Raw genomic sequence first — 18,888 nt, 5'->3', positions numbered from 1 at the left:
CGATCATTGGATGGATCCCTCGGTCACCCCGGAGATCACCTGACGGTGGAAGATCACGTAGATCGCGATCATCGGAATGGTGATGATCGACAGCGCCGCGAACAGCGACGGGTAGTCCGTGCTGTATCGACCGGTGAAGGCGAGCAGACCGGCGGGGATGGTGCGCAGGTCATCGTCGATGACGTAGAGCAGCGCCAGCAGGAACTCGTTCCAGGTCGAGAGGATCGAGAACACCGCCACCGTGGCGAGGCCCGGCGTCATGAGCGGCAGCACGATCTGGAACAGCATCCGCAGGTCGCCCGCGCCGTCCATGCGCGCCGCCTCGAACAGCTCCTTCGGCATCGAATCGAGGTAGGCCTTCAGCAGGAAGACCGCCAGGGCCAGCCCGAGTCCGATGTAGGGCACGATGAGCGCCCACCGCGTGTTCAGCAGGTAGAAGGCATCGAAGATGCGGGACTGCGCGGTAAGGTAGGACTGCACCGGCAGCAGCAGCCCGAGCACGAACGGCGCCAGCAGAACAACGCTGAACCGGAAGCGGAACCGGCTGAACGCGTAGGCGGCCGCAAGGCCGAACAGCAGGATCGCCGACACGGAGGCCGTGGTCGTGATGAGGCTGTTGACCACGTACTGTCCGAGGTTCCCGCGATCCCACGCCTCCACCCAGACCCCGAGGTCGATGTGCGTCGGCAGGGCGAACGGCGAGTCGAAGATCTCCCGTTTCGTCTTGAACGACGACAGCACCATCCACACCAGCGGAACGACGTAGACCAGCGAGATCAGCACCATGACGGTGTGGAAGAGCGTGCGGTTTCCCAGGGCACGCGCGGCGTACCAGCCGCGGCGGGCGGACGTCGACTCAGTACTCAACGCCGGTACCTCCATCCTTGCTGCGCAGCTTGACGAGGACGAGGCCGACGACCACCACGACGACGGTCATGATCGTGGCCAGCGCCGCACCGTAGCCGAGGTCGTGGTAGCGGAAGACGACCTCGACGAGGTAGGTCGTGATGATCTCGGTCGCATGGTCAGGGCCGCCGTTCGTCATGACGTAGAAGAGGTCGAAGCTCTGGAAGGCGCCGGTGACGCAGAGCAGCACCGCCACCTCGATCATCGGCCGGATCATGGGCACCTTGACGTTGAAGAAGACGCGCGCCTGGCTGGCCCCGTCGAGGATCGCCGCCTCGACGATGTGCTTGGGGATGCGCTGGAGCGCCGCGTAGAAGATCGCCATGTAGAAGCCGGCGTAGATCCAGCCGGAGACGACGCTGATCGCGAGCAGCGCGGTGGAGGGGTCGCCGAGCCAGACCCGGGTGAGCTCATCGAGTCCGCCCGCCCGCAGGCCGCCGTTGATCAGGCCGATGTCGTCGCTGTAGACGAAGCCCCAGAGCACGGCGATGACGAGCATCGGGAGCGTCACCGGCACGAAGAAGGCGACCCGGTAGAACGCGGTGCTGCGCCCCTCCATCGTCACCAGGCCGGCGAGCAGCAGCCCCACGGCGACCTCGAGGATGAGGGTCAAGCCGATGTAGGCGAAGGTGTTGCCGTAGGAGATGAGGTAGATCTCGTCGCGGAATGCTCGGGCGAAGTTGTCGAACCCGACGAAGGTCAGGGTGTCGCTGCCGCTCCAGTCCGCGAAGCTCAGCACCGTGTTCGCGGCGGCGGGGATGAGCACCACGAAGGCGAAAACCAGCACGGCGGGGGCGATCAGCAGGTAGGGAGTCCAGGCGCGTGTTGGCTTCACGGTGCGTTCTCGTTACGTCTTTCGCGGGGTGAGGGGTGGTGCGGGGCCCGGCCGAGACCGGACCCCGCACCCGTGGGGGGTGTGAATCAGCCGGCGGAGTCGATGCGGCTCTGCGCCGTGTCGAGCGCCTCCTGCGGCGTCGCGGTGCCGCCGATGATCGAGGCAGCGGCGTCGTAGAACGCGGCCGCGATCTCGATGTCGTGACCGCTGTCGGCGGGAGCGACGACGACCGGGGCGTTGCTCAGGAGCTCCGCGAGCGAGACGGTCCGCGCGTCGGCCTCGACGCCCGCGAACGGGTCGAGGGTCATCGGCGCGAGTCCGACCTCGGCCCAGAGCTGCGTGCCCTCGGGCTCGATCATGAGGGCGAGGAAGTCGAGCGTCTCCTCCTGGTACGCCGAGTTGGCGTTCACCATGAAGCCGGTCGAGATGCCGAGCACGCTTGCCTGGTCGCCGGCGCCGCCGTCGATCGCGGGCAGGTTGAAGTAGTCGAAGTCCAGGCCCTCCGCGTCGGTGGCGGCATCCGCCATCAGCCAGCTGCCGATCTGGATCGTCGAGGCCTTCTCGAGGAAGAACTGCGTCGTCGCCTCGTCGTCCGCGAGCGCGTTGATGCTCGGGTTGACGTAGGGAGCGAGGTCGGCCAGGTAGCCCATGGCCTCGACCATCTCGGCGGAGTTCATCGGCGCGAGCCCGTCCATGACGTCGGAGTAGACGTCTTCACCGACGACGCGCGAGGCGAGGTGGGAGGCGATGCTTCCGACCGGCCACTGGTCCTTGTTGCCCTCGACGAGCGGGGTCTTGCCCGCGTCGAGCAGCGCCTGGTTGACGTCGAGGTACTCGTCCCAGGTGGTCGGGACCGACAGGCCGAGCGCGTCGAACTCGGCCGCGTTGTACCAGACGACGTTGGTCACGTCGCCGGTCCACGGCACCATGTAGATCCCGGAGCCGTCGACGTCCATGTTGTTGAACGCGCTCTCGTCGAAGCGCTCCGAGAACGGCGCCTCGGCCATGGCCGCTTCGATGTCCGCGCCGTCGCCGTCGGCGACGTGCTGAGCCATTCGGGGCCCGGACCACTCGAAGTAGGCGTCCGGCGCCTCGCGGCTCGAGAGGAGGGTGGCGAGGCCCGTGGTCTGGTAGATGTCGTCCTCCTGGACGACGATCTCGACCGTGCGTCCCGGGTACATCTCCTCGTACTGCGCCTTCAAGACGTCGAACTGGCTGTCGACAGCGTCGCCCGAGCTGCCCATGGCGATGCGGATCGTGACATCGCCTCCGTCATCTGCGGTCGCGGTGCACGCCGCGAGCGCGAGTGTCGCCACCGCGGCGATTCCGGCGGCCGCCATGATGCGGCCAGTATTCGTCTTGCTTCGCATGTCTCCACCTTCTCCAGTCACGTCCACGCATCCCACGGATGAGCCGCGCCGATTCGAGAACCGAGCACCCGATCCACGCGGGCGGGATCGAAGATAGTAAACTTTACTATCTTGCTGGAAAGTGAACCGCATCTGAATATCGGTGTCAATGGCGAAGCCGGAATGAGGCGCTCTTGTAACACGATCGACCCATTCGGGCGACGACCGGTCGGAGGTTCGCGAGAACCCCTCGCGTTCAGGAGGCGGCGGGCAGACGCAGGCCCATGCGGAGCGAGTCCGGCTCCTCGGCCTCCAGCCGAGTGAAGCCGAGCTTCTCGTAGAAGCGGAGAGCGCCGGTGTTCGCCGGATCCATCTCGAGATGCACGCCCGGGATGCCGCGGCGGGTGAGCGCCTCGAGCAGCGTCGTCATCAGCGCGCGCCCGAGGCCGTGGCCCTGCGCCGAGGGCAGCAGATCGATGTGCAGGTGCGCCGGGTATTCGTCCAGGTCGCGCGTGAGCATCCGCTCGGGGCGATGCCCGAGGTCGAGCATCTCGCGCTCATCGGCGCTCGCGTCGTCGCGGAGCGGATGGCGCCGCTCGAAGCCGGGCAGCCACTGCGCACGGTAGCGCGCCACGAAGTCCGCCGTGTCGTGCGCGCCGAGCACATATCCGACCGCGCGCTCACCGTCGTCGATCACGAACGCCAGGTCCGGCTCGAGCTCGAGGTACGGGCCGCAGAAGATGTCCGGAGTCAGCGAATCGTCCGAGTAGAAGCCGGTGGCGTCCCCGCCAGCGAGCCCGGTTCGCACGCAGACGTCGTAGCAATCGTCGCGGTCGGTCGGTCGGAAGGGTCGGATCTGCATGCCGCCCATTCTGCACGGCCCGCCGGCGGCGAGCACCTGCTACGCGGGCGTCGCGTCCCGCCCCGCGCGCTCGACACCGTCGAGCACGAAGCCGAGACCGGCCTCGAACGAGTCGCCGAAGCTGTAGCCCGGCTGCATCACGTGCTCGGCCGTGAACCGCGTCAGCGCCGGATAGTGCTCGGGAGACAGCGGCGCGACGATCTGCTCGCTCGCCTCGGTCAGATCGCCGTCGTTCTCCCCGAACGGCAGCGCCGCCTCCTGCAGTGCGAAGCCGTAGACGAACGCATCCACGACCGCGAGCCCGTGCGCGACGATCTGCAGAGGGAAGCCGGTCCCCAGCCAGGTGGCCAGCATCGCCTCGTGATGCTCGAGGATGTCGCGCCCCGGCGTGCGGCGCGACTCCATGATCGGAATCGCCCACGGATGCCGGCGCAGCGCCGCCCGCAGCGAGCGGGCCCGACTCGCGACCGCCTCCTTCCACGGCGCCTCCGGATCGGGCCGCTCGACCTCGTCGAAGACGCGACCGACCATGCCGTCGACGATGTCGTCCTTGTTCGAGACGTAGTGATAGAGGCTCATCGGGCGCGCCCCGAGGTGCTCGGCGAGCCGTCGGATCGTCAGGGGATCCAGCCCGATCTCGTCGGCGAGCTCGACCGCTCCGTCGATGATCCGATTGCGGTCGAGCGACGTACGCGACCGGCCTTCTGTCTGCGCCATCGCGATCTCCTTCAGATTCGGGCTTGACTCATCGTACTAAGTATCGCTACGGTTCTGCATGTCATCGTACTAAGTACGAACGTGAGCCACCTCACCTGCAGTCCATCAACGAGCCGAAGGAGAATCACCCATGTCCGCACTCACCGACACCACCCGGCGCACGGCGGCGCGCGTCGCCGCCGCCGGCTACGTCGCCCTCTTCGTCCTGGCGATCTTCGCCAACTTCGTCGTCAAGCAGGGGATGATCGACCCCGCGGACGCCGACGCGACCGTCGCCGCCATTCGCGAGCAGGAGGGCCTGTTCCGGCTCGGCCTCGCCGCATTCGCCGTCGTGTTCCTGCTCGACATCCCGGTCGCGTGGGGGCTTTACGTGCTCTTCGCCCCCGGCGGTCGCGCGCGGTCGCTGCTCGTCGCGTGGTTCCGCCTGGCCTACACGGTCTTCCTCGGCGTCGCCGCCGTGTTCATGTTCCTCGGCCTTGAGATCGCCATCGGCGCGACCAGCCTCGGCGCGGACGCCGCGCTGCTCATGTTCGCCGCGTTCGACTTCGCGTGGTTCATCGGCCTGCTCGCCTTCGGCGTGCACCTGATGACGCTCGGCGCCCTCATTGTGCGCTCCCGCATCGCGCCTCGCCCCATCGGCATCATCCTCGCGGTCGCCGGAGCGACCTATGCGATCGACACCCTCGCGCACATCCTGCTGACCGACTACGCCGCGGTCGCCGATCTGATGCTCGCGGTCGTCGCGACCGCGTCGATCGTCGCCGAACTGACGTTCACGGTGTGGCTGATCCGCGCCAGCCGCCGCTCGAGCGCCGTCACCCGCGACGAGAACCTGGTGCTGACCGCCGCCTAGCCTGCGACCGGGGCGGTGGTCCCGCATCCCACGATGCGGGCCACCGCCCCTCCCCACGTTCCATCCCGTGCCGCTACGGTCGAATGAACCCGATCTCGGCGCACGTCTTCAAGGAGAAGCACGATGATCCGCCCCCTGCTGACCACGCTCGTGATCGGACTCAGCGCGGCACTGCCCGCGAGCGCTCTGGACGATGCCATCAATGAGGTCATCGACCGTGAACTGGCGGCCTCGGGCGTGCCCGGGGTCTCCTACGCGGTCGTCGTCGATGGCGAGCTCGGCGCCTCCGGCGCCCGCGGCGTCGCCCGCCTCGGCGAGGACACCCCCGTGACCGCGGACACCCCGTTCCTGACCGGCTCGATCTCGAAGAGCTTCACGGCGCTGGCGGTGATGCAGCTCGTCGAGGCCGGCGACGTCGAGCTCGATGCCGAGATCTCGACATACCTCGACGGCTTCTCCGGGCAGCCGGCCGGAGCGATCACCATCCGACAGCTGCTCAGTCACACGAGCGGCTTCTCCACCCTGCAGGGCAACGCCGCGCACACGGACGCCCGCGGCGATGCCGACGAGCTCGAACGTCTCGTGGACGGGCTCGCCGACGAGACCCCGGCCCATGAACCGGGGACGCGCTGGGAGTACTCGAACACCAACTACCAGATCCTCGGTCGCCTGGTCGAGGTGATCAGCGGCCGGGAGTTCCAGGCCTACGTGACCGAGCACGTCCTCGAGCCGGTCGGCATGAGCAGCAGCTTCGTGGCCGACGGCGAGATCCGCGACGTCATGGCGACCGGCCACCGGTCGTGGTTCGCCACCAAGCTGCCCCTGCCCGAGACGGCGACCGACCGGGCGACGGCACCGCAGGGCGGGATCGTCGCCAGCGCGAACGACCTGGCGCGCTACCTGCAGGTCATGATGAACGGACAGGATGACGTGCTGAGCGCCGACGGGAAGGCGCAGATGATGCAGCCGGCGAGCGCCGCCTCCCCGTTCTACGGCTTCGGCTGGTTCCTCGACTCCTCCGACGGCACCGTCTCGCACTCCGGGGCGAGCCCCGGCTTCGAGACGCTCACGACGATGATCCCCGCCGAGAACCGCGCGGTCGTGGTGCTGACCAACGGCGGCAGCGGTCTCGGCTTCGGCGACACCCTCCCGCTGCGCAGTGGCATCACCGCGGCGGCGCTCGGCCTCGAGGACGCGGGCGCCGGCCCCGACTGGGCCGCACGGGCGCTGTTCGTCGGGATGACACTGCTGCCGGCCCTCTACCTCGCGAGCATGGTCTGGGCATGGCGGCATCGTGTCGCGATCCGCGCCAAGCGCACCGCCGGCTTCGCGGGCCTGCTCAGCCTGTGGTTCCCGCTGCTGACCACCGCCGTCGCCGCCTGGGTGATCCTCGGCCTGGTTCCGAGCCTCATCGGATCGCCATTCTTCACGATCAACCACTTCCAGCCCGACGTCGGCCTGGTGTTCATCGCCGCCGCGGCGACCGGGGTGGCCTGGGCGGTGTTGCGACTCGGGATCGCGTACGGGCGCCGAGGCGGCCAGGCCGAGAGCTGAAAAGCTGGCTGGCGACTCGCCCCTCGGGGCGTCAGCTCACCAACTCACCATCACCGGCGCCGCCTCGTAGGTCGGCAGGAACGAGGCGACCGGGTACGGCGACTCCAGCTGCTCCTCGGTCAGCGTCAGATCCGGCACTCGCGCCATGATCTGCTCGATCGCCTGGGTGATCTGCACGCGGGCGAACTGCTGCCCGACGCAGCCGTGCGGGCCGTGGCTGAAGCCGAGGTGGCCCGCCGCGTCCCGCGTGATGTCGAACGTGTCCGGGTTCTCGAAGCGCTCGGGGTCGCGATTGGCGCCCACCGCCGAGACCACCACGGACTGGCCCTTTGCCACGCTGACGCCCTCGATCTCGAGATCCTCCCGAGCGGTCCGGCTGAAGAGGTTGAGGAACATCGTGTTGTAGCGCACGAGCTCCTCGATCGCCCCGCGAAGGAGCTCTGGCTCGCGCTTCAGCTTCGCCCACTGGTCGGGGTGGCGCAGCAGCGTGAAGATCGACATCGCGATCATGTAGGCCACCGAGTCGCGTCCCGACACCGAGAGCACCCAGCCGAGCCCTTCGACCTCGGCCTCGGAAAGGTCGGAGGCGAGCAGGTCGCTCAGCACGTTCTCGCCGGGATTCGCACGCACGACCTCGATGAGCTCGCGGATGACCTCGAACTTGCGCTGCGTCGTCGTGGGCTGAACGAACGTCTCCGCGAACAGCGCCACGTGGCTGTCCGGCACCCCCAGCGCCAGGCAGTGGCTGCGCACCGAGATCGGCGTCGCGAAGTCCGCGGTGAGGTTCCCCGGGTTGGGGCCGTCGAGGAAGTCGTCGAGGGCCTCGGTGACGAAGCCGTTGATCTCCTCGCGGCGGCCGCGGGCGGCCTTCACCGAGAAGCGGCTGGTGATCGAACGACGGATCCGAAGATGCTGCTCGCCATCGAGCGACAGGATGTCGGCCACGGCGAGCGCGTCGAGGGCGCGCTGGTCGACGTCGTGCGTCTCCCCCTCGGCGGGCCCGAGCAGGAATCGACGCGGGAACGTCGTGAACCTGTCGTCGGCCAGCACCGCCTGGGCGGTGGCGTAGCGCGCGACGAGCAGTCCGTCGTGGCCGTCGGCGAATTGCACGGGCACGGCGGGAGCCTCCGCGCGCGCCGTGGCGAGCGCCGGCGTCGGCCGATGCGGGTTGCCGTCCAGCGGGATCCCGGCAGCGCGTCCCGTGAACGGGCAGACGGCGGGTGCGGTGTGGTCAGACATTGTTTCCTCCGATAACGGCGCCCTCGGGCGCACTGGCTTCCATTCGCGCGGCGTCGACGAGGCGTCGTGCGGCGCGGAACTCTCGCGACATATTCGAGGCGGCCACGCCGAGCGGCGTCCCGGCGACCATGCCGAGCGCGACGAAGTCGTCGGCCTCGGCGTCGCCTGCCACGAACTCCAGCTCGGCGTCATCCGGGAACGTCCCGTAGGCCTGGAAGCGCACGCCGTACAGCTCGCTCCAGAAGTACGGAACGGGGCTCGGCGACGGCTGGCCGGTCGCGATGTGGCGCGCGACCGCCTGCGCCTGCTGCAGTGCCGCCAGCTGGTGGCCCCAGGGCAGGTCTCCGTCGTCGTCGTGGGTCGACCACGCGGCGACGTCCCCCACCGCGTAGACCGCATCCGCACACCGGCCGTCGGCGTCGCATCGCACCCCGTGACGGCCGGCGAGTCCGCTCGACTCGAGCCACTCGAGGTTGGCGACCGACCCGACCGCCGCCACCACGAGGTCGCTGGCGATCTCCTCCCCCGTCGCCAAGGTCGTGATCGCGGTGTCGCCGCGCGTGCCGATCGCGGTCACCTGCTCGGCCAGTCGGAGTTCGACGCCGTGCTGCCGGTGGAGCTCCGCCAGCCGTGCGGAGACGCGTGCCCCGACGGTTCCGAGTGTGAGGGCTCCGGAGCGCCCGATGATCGTCGTCGAGCAGCCGAGCTTCCGGGCCGCGGCGGCGATCTCCGAACCGAGCACTCCCGACCCGAGGACGATCACCCGCTGCGCGTGGCGCAGCCGGTCGCGCAGCGCGACGACGTCATCGCGCGTGCGCAGATACAGCGCGGTGCCGTCGGGGTCGATCGTCGGCGGCAGCCGGCGAGCTCGCGCGCCGGTCGCGATCACGAGGGTCCCGAATGAGGCGGCGCCATCGGTGCTGGCGACGCGGCGCGCATCCAGGTCGAGCGCGAGCGCCGCGGTGCCGTCGCGATACGCGATGTCGAGTTGGGTGGGCTCGTCCGCCGCGAAGACCTCGGCCTGCGGCACCTCCCACTCCCCGACAAGGACCTGCTTCGACAGCGGCGGGCGGTTGTAGGCGCGCCCGACCTCGTCGCCGAGCAGAGTGATGCTTCCCGAGAAGCCCTCGTGCCGCAGCGATTGGGCGGTCGCCCAACCCGCCGCCGACGCGCCGACGATCAGCACGTCGGAGTGCAACGGAACTGTCATGTCCTACTCGTGCACCGTGATCGCTCGTGCGGGGCAGAGCACGGCGGCGCGCTTGGCGTCGGCGGCCCGCGACGCGTCAGGCTGCTCGTCGAGCAGGATCACGATCCCGTCATCGTCCTGGTCGAACAGGTCCTCAGCGGTCAGCACGCACTGGCCCGCGCCGACGCAGGCCGCCGCGTTGATTTCGATCTTCATGAGAGCTCCCTTGTCTCGTTCTGCTGTGGGGTGTCGTCCGCCGGCTCGGCCGGCGTGAATCGGGCGCGCGCGAGCAGCTCGTCGGCGAGGCGCAGCATGCGTCCTCCGAAGATCCACTCGGTGATGACGACGCCGTCGCTCGTCGCGGCGATGCCGTGCGGGCTGTTGACCTGGCCCGGTTCCAGCGGGGGGCGTTCGGGCGAGGCCTCCGCGCCGGCGTTCGGCCAGGCCCCGTCGCGCGTGCGGGTCGACCGCGTGACGATGTCGGCGACCCGATCCGCGGGATCGACGGCGATCACGCTGCCGAAGAGCTCGGTGACGACGAGGTGCTGACCGCGCACCGCGATCGAGCTCGGGCTGGTGATCAGCGGGTGGCGCAGCTCGCGCACGAAGTCACCGCCGAGGGTCCACCACACGAGGCGCTGATTCGCGCGGTCCGCGACCGCGACGAGCGTCTCGGCGCTCCGGGTGTCGAGCGCGATGCCGTGCGGGCAGTCGAAGGCGAGGCCCGACGCGGAGCCGTCCAGCGTCAGCGTGATCGCGCCGCGCTCGACGCGGTGAACAAGCGACCTCCCGTAGCCGTCCGCGACCCAGGCGACCCAGCCCTCCGGGTCGTCGAAGCCTCGCTCGACCGCGACATCGGTCGGGCGCCAGCCCAGCACGGGGGCGACGTCGCGCGGGGCCGGCACCACATCGTGCAGTTCGCGCGCGTCGACGTCGCACACGTACAGGCCCGCCTGCTCGGGCTCGACGCCGATGTCGGCGAACCACACGCGGCTCGCGTGATCCGGGTCGACGGCGATGCCGTGGTAGATGCCGGAGCCGCACTCGAACGTCGCGACGCCGCCGTCGGCATCGATGACGCTCACGTGGCCGCTCCCGGGAGTCGACACGACGACACGACCATCGCGCAGCACCGCCACGCCCGAATGCGACCAGTCGTTGATCGTCGTCAGCTCGGGCGCGATCTCGCGGATCAGTCCGGTCGCGGCGTCGCCGGACGGCGACGTCGTCGTCGACTCGTCGGCGACCGCGTTCGAGACAGAGTGCATCACAGTCCTGTTCCTCATCGTTGAGCGAGTAGCTACATAAGGATTCGACCGCACTGCGACACGGACGGCTAGGAAACGAGAGCCACGTCATAGCATTTTTCGATCATGCTGGCGATCGACGGCGTAGAGTCGACGGATGGATCGCTACCCGCTCACGCGCGTCCTGGGCCCGGGCACACGTCGGATCGGCGCCGAGACCGTCGACGTGCCGGAGGAGATCCCGGCGCACGCCCACGACTACGTCGAGCTGGCCCTCGTCGTCGACGGTCGCGGCACCCACCTTTCACGCAGCGGCTCGGACTCCGCGTCGGCTGGCTCGGTCTTCCTCATCCGCCCCGGCAGCTGGCACGCGTTCGAACCGCACGAGCGGATGACGGTCGTCAACGTCTACTTCGACGAGCGCATCCTGTTCGAGTTCCTGCCGTGGGTCATGTCCGACGCGCGGATGTCCAAGGAGGTCATGTCGGCGGGAACGTCCAGCTGGGTCGCTCCGTCGAGCGAGTTCGGCGATGCCGTCGCCTGGGCGTCCGAGCTCGCCGAGCGAAGCGCGGCTCCGCTCATGGTGTCGGTGGGGCTCCTGACCTGCATCATGGCCCTGCTCACCGACTTCGGCAGCCCGAGTCGCGTCGAGCCCCTCGCCTCGACGGCCGGTGATGCGGCCTGGGGCGCCGTCGCTCGGATCAAGGCGGACCCCACCGCCAAGTGGTCGGTCGGCACCCTCTCGGCGCTCGCCAACCTCTCACCCTCGCACTTCTCGCGCGTCTTCCGCAGCGAGGTCGGCACGTCACCCGCGCGTTTCGTCGCGCAGGCGCGGCTTGAGCACGCGGCGCTCCTCCTCGTCTCCACCGACTTGCCGATCGCCCACGTCGGCGAGCAGTCCGGCTTCTGGGACGCGAACTACTTCGCCCGGGCGTTCCGGGCGGAGTACGGCGTCAGCCCGGTCGAGTACCGCAGCGGCTTTCGCCTCGCCGACTCGACCGGGGCGCGAACGGCCTAGCCCTTGACCGCTCCGCTGGTCATGCCAGCCACGATCTGACGCTGGAAGAAGATGTACATCAGCAGCGGCGGAATCGTGATGAGCAGCACGTTCGTGAACAGCAGATTCCAGCGCGTGTTGAACTGGCTCTGGAAGTTGTAGAGCGTCAGCTGCACGGTCGCATTGTCGTCTCCCGGCAGGAAGTACAGCGGGTTCTGGAAGTCGTTGAAGACGAAGACCGCCTGCACCACGATGACCGTGACGATCACGCTGCGCAGCAGCGGGAACGCGACCTGGAAGAACAGGCGGATCGGCCCCGCGCCATCGATCGTCGCCGCCTCGTCGAGCTCCCGAGGGATCGCGGCGATGAAGGCGCGGAACATCAGGATGCTGAACGACAGGCCGAAGGTGACCTCGATGAGCACCAGGCCGTGCAGGGTTCCGAACAGCTCAAGGCCCTGAAGGACCCAGATCGTCGGCACCACGGCGGGCGGGATGATCAGGCCGGCGAGCACCAGGAAGTTGACCATGGTGTTGATCCGCGACTTCCGTCGCTGGAGAACCCAGCCGACCATCGCGGCGAACAGCACCATGAGCGTCACGCTGGCCACGGTCAGGATCGTCGAGTTGGCGAACGCGGTGAGCAGCATGAAGTCGCGGGTCTGGATCACCTCCCACACGTTCTCGAACAGCATGAACTGCTGCGGCAGCGAGAACTCGAGAGCGGCGGACTCCTGTCGATCCTTCGACGCGGTCAGCAGGATGAACGCGAACGGGATCAGGAAGACGAAGACGGAGACGGCGATCGCGACGGCCCCGGCGACGTAGGAACGGCGCTTGCGGCTCATAGTTCGGTCTCCTTGCGGTTGAGCAGCCAGAAGATCGGCACGATGATCGCGGTCACCACAAGGAAGAGGACCACGTTGCCCGCGCTCGACAGGCCGTAGAAGCCCGCCTGGTACTGCTTGAAAATGACGGAGGCGATGACATCGCTGGTGAATCCCGGTCCGCCCTTGGTCATCGCCCAGATGAGGTCGAACGACCGCAGACCGCCGATGAGGGAGAGGATGATGACCGTGACTGAGGCCGGCTTCAGCAGCGGCAGCGTCACGTTCCAGAAGTTCTGGAAGGCGGTGGCACCGTTGATCTTGGCCGCCTCGAAGTACTCCTGCGGGATGGCGACGATGCCCGCGATGAAGATCAGGGTCGCCAGCCCCACGCCGCGCCACACCTCGACGGCGGCGACCGACAGGAGCGCGAGGCTCGGGTCGGTGAGCCAGCCCGGCCCCTCGACGCCGATCAGTGCGAGCGCCTGGTTGATGAGCCCGTCGAAGGGATCCATCAGGACGCGGAAGGTGATCCCGATCCCGATCACCGAGACCAGCACGGGGAAGAACACCACGGAGCGCAGGAAGGTCCGCCCGAGGATCTGGCTCGACAGCAGAACGGCGAGCAGGATCCCGAACACGACCTTGAGGCCCGAGGTGACGAATCCGAAGATGAACGTGTTGACGAAGCCCTGGATGAGCATCGGCTCGCGGAAGAACTGGGCGAAGTTCTCCAGGCCGATGAACTGCACATCGAAGAGCGACCAGCGCGTGAGGCTGAAGTAGAAGCTCGCAATGGTGGGCACGATGAACAGCACCAGGAACAGCACGCCCGCGGGCGCGTAGAACCACATCGGGTACTGATGGTCCCGCCGGTTCTTGCGTCGGGCCGGCTTTCGCGGTGGACGCGTGGAGGCGGCTGGGGGCCGCTCGGTCTGGGTCATCGCCATCATGTCTCCATCGACAGTAGGTGCCGGTGGGGGCGGCGCGCGACCGCCCCCACCGACTATTCCTTCAGAGCTCGCGCCCGGTTTACCAGCCCTCGAGACCCAGCTGCTGGGCCTGCTTGGTCACGTCCTGGTCGTAGAGCGCTGCGCCGTCCGCGGCCGAGCGGATGCCCGAGCCGACCTCGACGGTGATCTGCGGAAGCGACGGTCCCTTGACCGGCGACAGGAACTCCAGCGCCGCCGCGGTGCCGCCCTCAGTCTCGAAGTAGGGCAGCATGTCCGCCGTCGCGTTGGGCACGTCGTCCGGCAGGGTGCAGCCGTTCGATGAAGTACGGACCGGTCACGCCGACGGCGTCGGTCTGCACGGTGCACGCCTCTTCGGTGGCGACGAACGCCATGAACCGCTGGACGGCCTCGGGGTGCTCGGTGTTGGCCGGCGCGTAGACCGCGTTGGCGAGCCAGGTCGTCAGGCCGTGGGAGGGACCGTCGCCGGGCTGTGCGAAGAACCCGATGTCGTCGGCGTTCTCGGGGTAGACCTCGAGGATCGTCGACACGGCGAAGGTCAGCATCGGGTAGTGGGCGCCTTCGCCCGTCGCCAGCATGCGAAGACCGTCGTCGAGGGTCGACGAGGCGTAGTCCTTGTTCAGGAAGCCGGCCGCGTTGACCTCTTCGAGGCGCTCGAATCCGCGGATGGCCACCGGGTCGTCCGCGAAGTTGACCTGGTTGGCGGTGTACTGGTCGGCCCACTCCGGGTTCTCGGCCAGCACGTTGTAGAAGTCGCTCAGCACGAACAGCTGCGCGGTCCAGGCGTCGGCGTAGGTCTGGATGACCGCGTCGTATCCGGCGTCCGAGATCGCCTGGTTGTTGTCCATGAAGTCATCCCAGGTCGTGGGGACCTCGAGGCCCAGCTCCTCGTAGATGGCGGTGTTGTAGAGGATTCCGCCTCCCATGCCGGGGCCGATCGGGACGCCGTAGACGCCGGCTTCGGTGCTGACGCCGGCGGCGAAGGTCTCGGAGACCGGCGCCATGAAGTCCTCGCCCTCGAGGTTCATCAGGGTCTGGTCCGGGTTGAGCGCCTGCATCAGCGATCCCGAGTTGTACCAGAACAGGTCGGTCATCTCGCCGGTGGCGAGGCGGGTCTTGATGAGGTTGTCGCCCTCTTCGCCACCGGGGCGCGTCTCCACGTCGATGGTGATGTCCGGGTTGTCGGCCATGAAGGCCTCGACCAGCGCCTCAACCGTGGCGATGTTCGCCTCCGTGTTGTCGACGAGGAAGGACAGTTCGACGGTTCCGTCGTCCGATGAGCTTCCGCCGGTGCATCCGGTGAGTGCGAGACCCAGAGCGACACCACCCGCCGCAACGGCGAGGAGTCGAGATTTGCTGATCATTCGTTTTTACCTCCATGTAAAAGCACGGTGACCGATTCAACATTGAAACGATACAACTCTCGGCGCTCACCTTACGCGGCACCCGCAACCGTGTCAATTTCGAACCGGACCGACGCGGCGCGAGCCGGGGCCACGGGCCCGGTGTCCCGGCGACGTGCGCAAATTGAAACGTTTCGGTACGGTGTTGTCTGCAACGATGCAGCCGAAAGGAATCCCGTGGTCAAGCTACCCGAGACCGAGCAGGTCGACACCGCCGTGACGGTCGGTCTGGTCAGGACGCAGTACACCTCCGACCTCATTGGTCTCCCGCGACAGGGCCTGCGCCTGTTCTGGACGCTGGAGGCGCGACCGACCGGCTCCGTGATCGGCTACCAGGTGCAGTGGCGCGACGGCAGCGACGACGCCCGGACCGGCGAACCCGCCGTCGGGGATGGCGCGCTCGGCGTGCTCGCCCCCGGCGGCGATCTGCCGGCCGGCGCCGAGCGCCGCTACCGCGTGCGCGTCGCCACCGAGAACGGGTGGAGCGCGTGGAGCGACGAGCTCACGGTCGAGGCCGGCGTGGACGAGATGTCGGGAGCGGTGATCGGCGTCGAGTCTCCGCGCGCCGGGGCGTCCCCGTACCTGCGCCGCGAGATCCTGCTGCGCGCCGCCCCGCAGCGCGCGCGGCTTCGCGCCAGCGCGCTGGGCATCTACGAGCTGACGATCAACGGCTCGCGTGTCGACGACGAGCACCTGGCGCCCGGCTGGACCGCCTACCAGGAGCGCATCGTCGTGGCCACGCACGACGTCACCGACCTGCTCACCGAGGGCGAGAACGTCGTCGGCGCCATCCTCTCCGACGGCTGGTACCGGGGCCGACTCGGGTGGCGCCACCGCGACGCGATCTACGGCGACCAGCTGGGCCTGATCGCGCAGCTCGAGGTCGACTACGCGGACGGCACGCGCGAGGTGTTCACGACCGATCAGGCCTGGCGCGCGTCGACCGGCGCCGTCACCGCCTCGAGCATCTACGACGGCACCGACACCGACCTGACTCGCGAGCCGATCGGATGGAACCGGCCGGGCTTCGACGACGCCGGCTGGAGCCCCGTCCAGGAGCTCGACGTCAGCACCGACCTGTTCGAGCCGCGCGTCGCGCCGCCCGTGCGCACCGTCGCGGAGTTCCCGATGACGGTCACCGCGACCGATGACCGGTCGACTCTGGACAGCGGTCAAAACATCTCGGGCTGGGTGCGTCTTGTCGTGCGCGGCGCGAAGGGCAGCACTGTCACGGTTCGCCACGCGGAGGTGCTCGAGCCGGACGGCGCGCTCCACGTGGCCGCGCTGCGGTCCGCCAAGGCGACCGACACCTACGTGCTCGACGCCGACGGCGAGCACAGCCTGGAGCCTCGATTCACGTTCCACGGCTTCCGCTACGCGGACGTCGTCGGCGATGTCGAGATCCTCAGCGCCACGGCGGTCGCGATCAGCTCGGACACCCCGAAGCGCGGTCACTTCGAGTGCTCGCTCCCCGCGTTGAACCGCCTGCACGAGAACGTCGTCTGGTCTCAGCGCGACAACTTCGTCTCGGTGCCGACCGACTGCCCCCAGCGCGACGAGCGCATGGGCTGGACGGGCGACGCGCAGGCCTTCAGCGCGACCGCGAACACGCTCTTCGACTCCGAGACGTTCTGGCTGTCGTGGCTGCGCGATCTCAGCATCGACCAGGACGCCGACGGCTCGGTCGCCTCGGTCGTGCCGAACGTCCTCATCGACTCCGACTTCCTGCTCGACGGGGAGCCGACGTCGCTGATGGGCCGCGCGGGCTGGGGCGATGCCGCCACGATCGTGCCGTGGTCGGTCTACGAGTCCTACGGATCGACCGAGGTGCTCAGCCAGCAGCTGGGCAGCATGCGCGACTGGGTGGATCACCTCCGACGTCGCGCCGGAGACGAGATCGTGCTGCCCACCGAGTTCCAGTTCGGCGACTGGCTCGACCCGGACGCTCCCGGAGACCGGCCGTGGGAGGCCAAGGTGTCCGCCGACTTCGTGGCGAACGCGTTCTACGCGCGGTCCGCGCAGATCCTCGCCGACGCCGAGCGGCTGGTGGGCGACGCGTCCGCCGCCGGGGAGTCCGCCGCTCTCGCCGAGCGCGTCGGCGAGGAGACCTGGCGGCGCTGGGGCGGACAGGCTCGCACGAGCGTGGCCGGCCTCGCGCTCGCGATCGAGTTCGACATCGCCCCCGCCGCGGAGCGTGCGGAACTCGGCGAGGAGCTCGCGCGCCTGGTCCGCGAGACCGACGGCCGCATCACGACCGGGTTCCTGGGAACTCCGCTCGTGCTGCCCGCCCTGGCACGCACCGGTCACCTCGACGAGGCCTACCTGATGCTGCTGCGCCGGGACTCGCCGTCGTGGCTCTACCAGGTGGACCACGGCGGCACCACGATCTGGGAGCGATGGGACGCCATCCAGCCGGATGGCTCGATCCACCAGGGCGCGATGGACACCGGCGACTCGATGATCTCGTTCAACCACTACGCCTACGGCGCGGTGATCGACTGGGTGTATCGCTCGGTCGCCGGAATCGCCCCCGACATCGAAGACCCCGGCTACCGGCTGACGCGCTTCGCACCGCGCCCCGCGGTCGGCATCGACTGGGCTCGGGCCTCGGTCGACACCCGGCTGGGTGCGGTGTCGATCGACTGGCGCTGCGAGTCGGACGCCCTCACCATGACGGTCGCGATCCCGACCGACGCACGCGGCGTGCTCGACGCCCCGGTCACCGAGCGGTCGACGATCACGGTGGACGGGGTCGAGACCGGCAACGGCTCGATGCTCGCGCCGGGCAGCCACACGATCGTCGTCACCCACCCGGCGGTCGCCGACCCGTCCGCCTGAGACCGACGAAGCGCTCGCGGGGACCCCGCGGGCGCTTCGTCGGTCTAACGCGGGCGGCTCGACTCGCGAACGACGAGCTCGGGCTGGAAGACGACCTGCTCCCGACGCCCGTCGCCGCTGACCTCGTTGAGCAGCAGCTTCGACCGCCCGCGATCCGATCAGCTCGCTCGGCTGACGGATCGAGGACAGCGGCACGACGGCGGCGGCCGCGAAGTCGATGTCGTCGTACCCGATGATCGCGATGTCATCCGGCACGGAGAGCCCGCCCAGCAGCGCGAAGGCCTGGAGCACGCCGACCGCGAGAAGGTCGTTCGCCGCGAAGACGGCGTCGGGGCGGTCCTTCGCGTCGCGGGATCGGATGACCTCCCCGGCCGCGCGCCCCTCCAGCACGGTCAGCGCCGCCGTGCTGAGCACCTCGAGCGTGGCGCCCGGCTGCTCGGCGACGGCGCGCCGGGCTCCCGCCAGACGATCGCCGACCTGGCGGATCGTCGCCGGGCCCCCGACGTAGGCGATCCGCCGGCGACCCGTGTCGAGGAGGTGCCGCACCGCCATGTACCCGCCCGCGTCATCGTCGACCGACACCGAGGAGAACGCGTCGCCATCGCTCAGCCGGTCGACCAGCACCGCCGCGACGCCGTGCTCGCGCAGGCGCTCGAGTCGCGCCGCCACGTCTCCGACCGGGGTGATCAGGACTCCCTGCACGCGCTGCTGCTCGAACAGGTCCAGATGCGCGGATTCGCGCCGGGGATCGTCGTCGCTGTTGCCGAGCAGCACGGCCAGGTTGCTCTCGGCGGCGCGGCTCTCGGCGCCTCGCGCGACGTCGGTGAAGAACGGGTTGCGCACGTCGAGCACGATCAGTCCGATGCTGAGACTCCGCCCGGCGCGCAGCTGCCGGGCCGCGTCGTTGCGCACGAATCCCAGCTCGTCGATGACGGCACGCACCCGCGCGACGGTCTTGGGCGCGACCTTATCGGGCTGGTTCAAGACGTTCGAGACAGTGCCGACCGACACGTTCGCTCGCGCCGCGACATCCTTGACGCTCACTGCCATCTGCTGCTCCCCTGCACCTGGACACGATCACGCGCCTGCCGAGCAGGCTAT

General features: G+C 68.9%; 17 protein-coding genes and 1 pseudogene. 4 read left to right on the top strand and 14 right to left on the bottom strand.

From position 1 onward, the window contains the following. Window positions 1–3 precede the first annotated feature (3 nt). From AC0L6Y_RS00225 to AC0L6Y_RS00205, 5 genes are all read right to left on the bottom strand, one after another. The gene (locus tag AC0L6Y_RS00225; RefSeq protein WP_473553459.1) at window positions 4–867 is read right to left on the bottom strand and encodes a carbohydrate ABC transporter permease; all 864 of its coding nucleotides are present in this window, start codon (window positions 865–867) and stop codon (window positions 4–6) included. Continuing rightward, window positions 857–1,741, bottom strand: coding sequence for a carbohydrate ABC transporter permease (locus AC0L6Y_RS00220; RefSeq protein ID WP_473553456.1), 885 nt, complete (start codon window positions 1,739–1,741; stop codon window positions 857–859). Before AC0L6Y_RS00220 ends, AC0L6Y_RS00225 begins: the two co-directional genes overlap by 11 nt. Window positions 1,742–1,827: 86 nt before the next feature. Further along, window positions 1,828–3,111 (bottom strand): ABC transporter substrate-binding protein, encoded by a 1,284-nt coding sequence (locus tag AC0L6Y_RS00215; RefSeq protein ID WP_473553453.1) that lies wholly within the window; start codon window positions 3,109–3,111, stop codon window positions 1,828–1,830. Between the two features lie 235 nt (window positions 3,112–3,346). After that, a complete protein-coding gene (locus AC0L6Y_RS00210) occupies window positions 3,347–3,952 on the bottom strand; it encodes a GNAT family N-acetyltransferase (RefSeq protein ID WP_473553451.1) in 606 nt (201 codons plus the stop codon). Window positions 3,953–3,991: 39 nt separating this feature from the next. Continuing rightward, the gene (locus AC0L6Y_RS00205) at window positions 3,992–4,669 is read right to left on the bottom strand and encodes a TetR/AcrR family transcriptional regulator (protein ID WP_473553449.1); all 678 of its coding nucleotides are present in this window, start codon (window positions 4,667–4,669) and stop codon (window positions 3,992–3,994) included. 130 nt (window positions 4,670–4,799) lie between these two features. Here AC0L6Y_RS00205 and AC0L6Y_RS00200 point away from each other — a divergent pair, with 130 nt between their 5' ends. Both AC0L6Y_RS00200 and AC0L6Y_RS00195 read left to right on the top strand, forming a co-directional pair. Beyond that, complete coding sequence (locus AC0L6Y_RS00200) at window positions 4,800–5,522, top strand: DUF4386 domain-containing protein (RefSeq protein WP_473553447.1); 723 nt, start codon at window positions 4,800–4,802, stop codon at window positions 5,520–5,522. Window positions 5,523–5,645: 123 nt separating this feature from the next. Further along, on the top strand, window positions 5,646–7,076 hold the full coding sequence (locus AC0L6Y_RS00195) for a serine hydrolase domain-containing protein (protein ID WP_473553444.1): 1,431 nt from the start codon (window positions 5,646–5,648) through the stop codon (window positions 7,074–7,076). Window positions 7,077–7,112: 36 nt separating this feature from the next. Here the strand turns inward: AC0L6Y_RS00195 and AC0L6Y_RS00190 are convergent, their stop codons facing one another. Genes AC0L6Y_RS00190 through AC0L6Y_RS00175 form a run of 4 tightly spaced genes read right to left on the bottom strand, consistent with a single transcriptional unit; the run spans window position 7,113 to window position 10,772 of the window. Beyond that, a complete protein-coding gene (locus AC0L6Y_RS00190) occupies window positions 7,113–8,315 on the bottom strand; it encodes a cytochrome P450 (RefSeq protein ID WP_473553441.1) in 1,203 nt (400 codons plus the stop codon). Next, window positions 8,308–9,525, bottom strand: coding sequence for an NAD(P)/FAD-dependent oxidoreductase (locus tag AC0L6Y_RS00185; RefSeq protein WP_473553438.1), 1,218 nt, complete (start codon window positions 9,523–9,525; stop codon window positions 8,308–8,310). Before AC0L6Y_RS00185 ends, AC0L6Y_RS00190 begins: the two co-directional genes overlap by 8 nt. A 3-nt stretch (window positions 9,526–9,528) precedes the next feature. Continuing rightward, the gene (locus AC0L6Y_RS00180; protein ID WP_473553435.1) at window positions 9,529–9,720 is read right to left on the bottom strand and encodes a ferredoxin; all 192 of its coding nucleotides are present in this window, start codon (window positions 9,718–9,720) and stop codon (window positions 9,529–9,531) included. Further along, the gene (locus AC0L6Y_RS00175) at window positions 9,717–10,772 is read right to left on the bottom strand and encodes an NHL repeat-containing protein (RefSeq protein ID WP_473553432.1); all 1,056 of its coding nucleotides are present in this window, start codon (window positions 10,770–10,772) and stop codon (window positions 9,717–9,719) included. Before AC0L6Y_RS00175 ends, AC0L6Y_RS00180 begins: the two co-directional genes overlap by 4 nt. A gap of 136 nt (window positions 10,773–10,908) precedes the next feature. Here AC0L6Y_RS00175 and AC0L6Y_RS00170 point away from each other — a divergent pair, with 136 nt between their 5' ends. Beyond that, entirely contained in the window at window positions 10,909–11,769 is an 861-nt protein-coding gene (locus AC0L6Y_RS00170; RefSeq protein ID WP_473553429.1) for an AraC family transcriptional regulator, read from the top strand. On the opposite strand, the gene AC0L6Y_RS00165 is transcribed toward AC0L6Y_RS00170, so the two are convergent. From AC0L6Y_RS00165 to AC0L6Y_RS00150, 4 genes are all read right to left on the bottom strand, one after another. Beyond that, on the bottom strand, window positions 11,766–12,596 hold the full coding sequence (locus AC0L6Y_RS00165; RefSeq protein WP_473553425.1) for a carbohydrate ABC transporter permease: 831 nt from the start codon (window positions 12,594–12,596) through the stop codon (window positions 11,766–11,768). The two genes, AC0L6Y_RS00170 and AC0L6Y_RS00165, sit on opposite strands and share 4 nt — an antisense overlap. Then, window positions 12,593–13,429, bottom strand: coding sequence for a carbohydrate ABC transporter permease (locus AC0L6Y_RS00160; RefSeq protein ID WP_473553421.1), 837 nt, complete (start codon window positions 13,427–13,429; stop codon window positions 12,593–12,595). The genes AC0L6Y_RS00165 and AC0L6Y_RS00160 overlap by 4 nt, the downstream gene beginning before the upstream one ends. Window positions 13,430–13,607: 178 nt before the next feature. Next, complete coding sequence (locus tag AC0L6Y_RS00155; protein ID WP_473553418.1) at window positions 13,608–13,799, bottom strand: hypothetical protein; 192 nt, start codon at window positions 13,797–13,799, stop codon at window positions 13,608–13,610. After that, complete coding sequence (locus AC0L6Y_RS00150) at window positions 13,777–14,910, bottom strand: ABC transporter substrate-binding protein (RefSeq protein ID WP_473553415.1); 1,134 nt, start codon at window positions 14,908–14,910, stop codon at window positions 13,777–13,779. Before AC0L6Y_RS00150 ends, AC0L6Y_RS00155 begins: the two co-directional genes overlap by 23 nt. 216 nt (window positions 14,911–15,126) lie before the next feature. On the opposite strand from AC0L6Y_RS00150, the gene AC0L6Y_RS00145 reads away from it, so the two are divergent. Continuing rightward, the gene (locus tag AC0L6Y_RS00145; protein ID WP_473553412.1) at window positions 15,127–17,787 is read left to right on the top strand and encodes a family 78 glycoside hydrolase catalytic domain; all 2,661 of its coding nucleotides are present in this window, start codon (window positions 15,127–15,129) and stop codon (window positions 17,785–17,787) included. Between the two features lie 44 nt (window positions 17,788–17,831). On the opposite strand, the pseudogene AC0L6Y_RS00140 reads toward AC0L6Y_RS00145, so the two are convergent. Next, window positions 17,832–18,837 (bottom strand): annotated as a pseudogene (locus AC0L6Y_RS00140) (LacI family DNA-binding transcriptional regulator). Window positions 18,838–18,888 lie beyond the last annotated feature (51 nt).

Source organism: Pseudolysinimonas sp. 10J20-29 (assembly GCF_055809595.1).
Note: the sequence above shows the minus strand (reverse complement) of the source record. Positions and strands in the feature narration are given on the sequence as shown.

Coding starts and splice junctions, on each gene's coding strand:
- AC0L6Y_RS00215 (WP_473553453.1), bottom strand. CDS start 3,111: ATGCGAAGCAAGACGAATACTGGCCGCATCATGGCGGCCGCCGGAATC.
- AC0L6Y_RS00210 (WP_473553451.1), bottom strand. CDS start 3,952: ATGCAGATCCGACCCTTCCGACCGACCGACCGCGACGATTGCTACGAC.
- AC0L6Y_RS00205 (WP_473553449.1), bottom strand. CDS start 4,669: ATGGCGCAGACAGAAGGCCGGTCGCGTACGTCGCTCGACCGCAATCGG.
- AC0L6Y_RS00200 (WP_473553447.1), top strand. CDS start 4,800: ATGTCCGCACTCACCGACACCACCCGGCGCACGGCGGCGCGCGTCGCC.
- AC0L6Y_RS00195 (WP_473553444.1), top strand. CDS start 5,646: ATGATCCGCCCCCTGCTGACCACGCTCGTGATCGGACTCAGCGCGGCA.
- AC0L6Y_RS00190 (WP_473553441.1), bottom strand. CDS start 8,315: ATGTCTGACCACACCGCACCCGCCGTCTGCCCGTTCACGGGACGCGCT.
- AC0L6Y_RS00185 (WP_473553438.1), bottom strand. CDS start 9,525: ATGACAGTTCCGTTGCACTCCGACGTGCTGATCGTCGGCGCGTCGGCG.
- AC0L6Y_RS00180 (WP_473553435.1), bottom strand. CDS start 9,720: ATGAAGATCGAAATCAACGCGGCGGCCTGCGTCGGCGCGGGCCAGTGC.
- AC0L6Y_RS00175 (WP_473553432.1), bottom strand. CDS start 10,772: ATGCACTCTGTCTCGAACGCGGTCGCCGACGAGTCGACGACGACGTCG.
- AC0L6Y_RS00170 (WP_473553429.1), top strand. CDS start 10,909: ATGGATCGCTACCCGCTCACGCGCGTCCTGGGCCCGGGCACACGTCGG.
- AC0L6Y_RS00165 (WP_473553425.1), bottom strand. CDS start 12,596: ATGAGCCGCAAGCGCCGTTCCTACGTCGCCGGGGCCGTCGCGATCGCC.
- AC0L6Y_RS00160 (WP_473553421.1), bottom strand. CDS start 13,429: ATGTGGTTCTACGCGCCCGCGGGCGTGCTGTTCCTGGTGCTGTTCATC.
- AC0L6Y_RS00155 (WP_473553418.1), bottom strand. CDS start 13,799: ATGCTGCCCTACTTCGAGACTGAGGGCGGCACCGCGGCGGCGCTGGAG.
- AC0L6Y_RS00150 (WP_473553415.1), bottom strand. CDS start 14,910: ATGATCAGCAAATCTCGACTCCTCGCCGTTGCGGCGGGTGGTGTCGCT.